A 6,000-nucleotide genomic window follows, 5' to 3' on the forward strand; every position below is an offset into this window, starting at 1 on the left:
CATTGCTGCCATGTCTGCATTTGTTTCCTATCCAAGAAATTGCTCACCATGACCCTGTTCCCCCACACCAATTCGCAAGAGGAAAAAACAGGCGTTGACCCGCAATTGCCTACCCAATTGTCAATGCCCCTGGCTACTTCAAATGCAAAGGCTTCTGCGCTAAACATTGATCAACATTTACAGTCAGCAGTTGTGCAAAAGTCCATGATTTTCATCGATAGCCGCTTGCCTGACTTCCAGCAAATCGTTGATGCCGTCAAGCCCGGTTCGACGATCGTGGTGCTGGACAAAGACCAGGATGGCGTACAGCAGATTGCCGATGCACTCAAAAATCACAAAAATGTGGACTCCATCACCATCATCTCGCATGGTGACGACGGCGTCATGCTACTGGGTAGCGCCGTTTTGCACGCGGGCAACGTGGCAGCTTATCAAAGTCAACTGCAATCCATAGGCGCATCCGTGAAGCCAGGTGGAGACCTTTTGCTGTATGGCTGCAATGTAGGTGCTGGCACTAATGGGCAAAGCTTTATCAAAGACCTGGCAGCGATAACTGGAGCTGATGTGGCGGCATCCACAAATGACACCGGGACTGCAGGGCGTGCTGGTGACTGGGTACTGGAAATTTCTACCAATAGCATAGCAAACACTTCATCAGTTCTGGATACACAAAAGCTGGCAAACTGGAATCATCTGGCAGCAACCCTGTCGGCATCTGACCTGGCCAGCCTGCAGGCTGCCATGGCAACCGCGAATTCCAACGGTGCCGATGACATTTTGACACTGACCAGTGATATTCTATTTACGTCAAGCAGTAACACGATCAACATCGCCGCTGATTCTGGGCGTTCTCTCACTGTCATTGGCAGCAAGAACAATGCAGGCGGGGTAGTCACCATTGATGCAGGGAATTTAACACGCGTTATTGATGTCTCCACAGGAGCGACGGCAACACTGCAAAACCTGACCATCACCAATGGCCTGGCAGTTGGAAACGGTGGAGATAATACGGGCAACCTGGAGGGGCCTGGCAGAGCCGGTCTTGATGGCGCAGGCGGCGGGATACGCAATGCTGGTACTTTAACCATCAGCAACAGTACGATCACTGCCAACAAAGCGTCAGGCGGTGGTGGTACAGGTGGTGGTTACCCCAAAGGAGGCGGCGGCGGCGGCGGTGGTGGCTATGGTGCTGGCTTGGGTGGCATTGGCGGAATGGACCGGATTGGCGAAGCACCCACAGCACCAAGTGCTGGTCATGGGGGTAACGGCTCTGGCACATCTGGCGGGCAACGTGGCGGTTACGGCGGCAGTACCACGGGCGGTGCGGGCGGCGGCGCGCACGTGCAGTTTCTCGGTTCATCCTATACATTGGGAGGTGCGGGAGCGTCGGCAAGCAACGGCGCGATCTCTATTGGTGGCGGCGGTGGCGGAAGTGGCGGCATTTATGTTGGAGGTACCGGCGGCAATGCGGTTGGCGGTATCTTTAACAGCGGGACATTAAGGATAACAAGTAGCGTCATCACCAATAACCTTGCTGCCGGAGGTGGTGGCGGTGGCGGCGCAGCTTCCAACTATACAAATCACGGCAACGGTGGTCCTGGCGGAAACGGCATAGGTGGCATCTGGTCAACCGGCACCCTATTGATGGATACAGCATCAGTCGCCAGTTTAAGTACTGGAAACAAAGGTGCTGGTGGCTTTGGCGGCACCGCTTCGGGAACTGGCAATATTGCAGGCACCAATGGCAGCAGTATTGATGCCAGTTTGGGCACGATTACTGCCTATAGTACCCCCGCGACTGTGAATATAGTTTTGTCCAAACCCACCCTGAAGGCTGGCGATACGCAAGATGTGACATTTACATTCTCCGAAGCCGTCTCTGACTTTGGAACCGCCGATATCTATATTGCCAACGGCATACTTTCAGGCTTGCAAACCGCCGACAACATCACTTTCACAGCAACTTTTACACCGAATACCAATTTTGAAAGCGCCAGCAACGTCATTTCAGTCAATTTGCCTGGTACCTATAATTCGACTCATACGCCCGGCGTAGGCATCACCAGCAGCAGCAATTTCGTTGTAGACACCAAGGTGCCAACACTTATCATCAGCAGCAACGTCAGCACTCTCAAAGCTGGCGAAACGGCGACAATTAGCTTCGCCTTCAGCGAAGTTCCAACTGGTTTTACTGCGGTTGACATTTCGGTTGCAGGCGGTAGTTTAGGCAGTCTCAATGGTACCGGCACAACGCGCACTGCGATATTCACACCAGACCCGGCAACCAATGCCAGCACAGCCAGCATCACCGTTGCGTCAGGCACCTATACCGATGCGGCAGGTAATAGCGGTGGTGGTGGCAACAGCCCTGCGCTGACTTTTGACACGGGCATACCTGCTGTCAACGCGGTCAGCGTACCGGCAAATGCAACCTATGCAACCGCACAAAATTTGAACTTCACCGTCAACTTTAGTGAAGCCGTGACGGTGACTGGCACACCCAGCTTACCCGTCACACTGGATACGGGTGGAACAGTTGCCGCTACTTATATCAGTGGCAGCGGCAGCAGCTCACTTCTATTTGGCTATACCATCGTTGATGGCAATCAGGACAGCAACGGTATTTCTGTCAGCGGCAGCGTCGCCCTCAATGGCGGTACCATCAAAGATGGTGCAGGCAATAATGCTGCTCTTAACTTGAATGGAATAGCCAGCACAGCCGCAGTCAATGTTGATGGCATTGCCCCTGCAGTCAGTACTGTCACAGTTCCCGCCAACGCCATTTATGCGCCAGGACAAGGCCTGAATTTTACGGTTAGTTTTAATGAAGTCGTCAACGTTACGGGAACACCAACTATTCCAGTGACGCTCGATACCGGTGGCACCGTAGCAGCTTCTTACGTGAGCGGAAGTGGCACTTCCGCACTCGTATTCAGCTATACGGTTGTCAGCGGCAACCTCGATACCAATGGCATCAGTCTGGTTAGCAGTATTACTTTGAACAGTGGCAGCATCAAAGACACTGTAGGAAATAATGCTGCTCTCATTCTGAATAGTGTCAGCAGCACGAATGCTGTCATGGTGGACGGCGTAGCCCCAACTATCAGTACTGTCGCAGTTCCCGCCAACGCCACCTATGCGCCTGGACAAGGCCTGGATTTTGCGGTTAATTTTAATGAAGTCGTCAACGTTACAGGAACACCAACCATTCCAGTAACGCTCGATACCGGTGGTACTGTAGCGGCTACTTATGTGAGTGGAAGTGGCACTTCCGAACTTGTATTCCGTTATACGGTTGCCAGCGGTAACCTTGATACCAATGGCATCAGTCTGGGTAGCAGTATTGCTTTGAATAATGGCAGCATCAAAGACACTGTAGGAAATAATGCAGTTCTCAATCTGAATGGTGTCAGCAGTACGACTTCTGTCTTGGTTGACGGCGTTGCGCCTACCATCACCAGCATCAACCGTGCGTCAGCCAGCCCCAGCAACAGCAGCTTTGTTGATTTCCAGGTCAATTTCTCGGAGAACCTGGCAAATGGTGGATTGGACATTTCCGATTTTTCGCTGGTGACGACAGGCACAGCCAGCGGAAGCATTGCGTCACTATCAGGCCCAATTGGCAACGTCTGGACCGTACGGGTTAACACTATCAGTGGTGACGGCACCTTAAGGCTGGATTTCAAGAACAGCGGCACTGGTGTCACCGACATTGCTGGCAATGCGATCGTTGGCGGGCATACTGGCGACCAGTTCTATACACTGGACAACAGTGGCCCTCTGGTAACGAATGTCAGCTCCAACGCAGCAAATACCACCTATGCCGCAGGCACAGTCATACCGGTCACCATCACCTTCAATGAAACCGTCAATGTCACCGGGGCACCTCAACTGACACTGGAAACTGGCACCATAGATCGGGTAACTAATTATGTCAGCGGTTCGGGCACTAACACGATCACCTTTAATTACACCGTACAGGTAGGTGATGTGAGCGCCGATCTCGATTACCAGAACAGTACTGCTTTGCGGTTGAATGGCGGTACTATCAAGGATTCGCTGGGCAATAATGCCACATTGACGCTGGCTGCGCCCGGTGCTGCCAACTCGCTCGGCAGCAACAAAGCCATTGCCATTTATACTAATTCCCTCCCCGTCATCGGCGGTGTTGTCGCTGGCCAGACTGTGACCGAAACCACCACGGTTTCTCCGTTCACCGGTGTCACCATCACCGATCCTGACGTGGGTGCTTCCGAAACCATCATCATCAGCCTGGATGTCGCCGCTAAAGGGGCCTTCACAGCCGCTTCCCTAGCAGCCACAGGTTTCTCAACCGCCGACGGTGGCCTGACCTATACCCATGCTGCCGGTAGCCCGGCGGTAGTCGAAGCCGCCATCCGTGGCCTGGTGTTCCAGCCTGCGGCGGGCCGTGTCCCTGTGGGAGGAACAGAAACCACCACCTTCACGATCAGCGCCAATGATGGTATTGCTTCTGCGGTACTCAATAACACCACCACCGTGATTGCGACCGGCATCAATGCGGCACCGACCAATATCACGCTGTCAAATGCTGCTGTCCAGCAAGGTTCTGCTGACAATACCAGTGTTGGTACTTTGACAGCGATTGATCCTAATCCGGGTGATACCGCCAGCTTCACCCTGGTGAGTGGTAACGGGACGAATGACAAGGACAACAGTAAATTCACCATCTCTGGCAATACCCTGGTGGCGAAGAACCCTGTGGGTATGACGCCGGGTAATTACAGCGTCTTTGTGAGAGCGACGGATGCCATAGGCTCTGCCTATGAAAAGAACTTCATCATCGCCGTTGGTGACAATGTGGCACCGGTTGCAACCGGTATTACCCGCATCCAGTCTGAGAACACCAGCCTGGGCACAATAGACTACAAGGTGACGTTCAGTGAAGCGGTGACGGGCGTGAATGCGGCAGCCTTTGCACTGGCCACTACAGGGACAGTGGCAGGAGCGATCAGCAATGTGACGCAGATTGATCCTTCTACCTATAGCGTCAGGATCACGGGATTGACTGGCGATGGTACCCTGAGCCTGAATCTCAAGAGCAGTGGCGCAGGTATTGTGGATACGTCCAGCCTGGCTCTGAATGGGGGCTTTACCGGGCAGTTTTATCAGGTGGATCATACGGCGCCAACGACGGGCATAGGTGCTGTACGCCTGTCTAATGATGATGGCGTCAGTGGTACTGACTTCATCACCACCATCAGCGACCAGACCATCTCGGGCAGCCTCACTGCTGGCCTGGCAGTCGGAGGAACCGTCCAGGTCTCGCTCGACAATGGTACTAGCTGGATCAATGCGCAGGCGACCGTGGGTAGCACCGCATGGACTTTACCGAATCAATTACTGTCTGGCAGCAGCACCCTCAAGGTCAGGGTGGCCGATCTTGCGGGTAATAGTGGTGCGACGTTCTCGCAAGCCTATAGCATCAACCCTAACACTGACAATCCTGGCACGAACGGCTCGGATGCGGATGGCGATGGCACCCTGCAGTGGGTAGAAGCAGAAGTACCGAATCTGCTGGGATCCGGCAATGGTGATGGTAATGGTGACGGCATACCGGATCAATCGCAGAAGAATGTCAGTTCGCTGTTTTGGCATAACAATACGACAGCGAATAACCATTATGTGACGCTGGCGAATAATAACTTCCTGTCACAAACCAATGTGAACACCACGGTAGCGCCAGCGACACTGCCAGCAGAACCGAGCATGCAATATGGCATGATCACCACCCAGCTGACTGGCCTGGCAGCTGGTCAGGAAACCACGATGTCGCTGTACACCGATGCGATGGGGCCAGTGAATGGTTACTGGGTGCAAGACAAGGCTGGCACCTGGACGAATATCGCCACTAATATTGCGACAGTGAACGGCAAACTGAAAGTGGATTTCAAGATCACTGATGGCGGACTCTTTGATGCTGACGGCAAGGTCGATGGCAAGATCAGCCTTGTTGGTGGT

The 6,000-nt window shown here is 53.5% G+C and carries 1 protein-coding gene; it reads left to right on the plus strand.

All coding sequences use genetic code 11. From position 1 onward, the window contains the following. Nucleotides 1-48: 48 nt before the first annotated feature. Nucleotides 49-6,000: DUF4347 domain-containing protein (locus tag Q8K39_RS05090; RefSeq protein WP_305258555.1), on the plus strand; the 5,952-nt coding region annotated here is incomplete at its 3' end.

Origin of the sequence: Undibacterium sp. (assembly GCF_030683615.1) — a bacterium.
Classification (GTDB): domain Bacteria; phylum Pseudomonadota; class Gammaproteobacteria; order Burkholderiales; family Burkholderiaceae_D; genus Undibacterium; species Undibacterium umbellatum.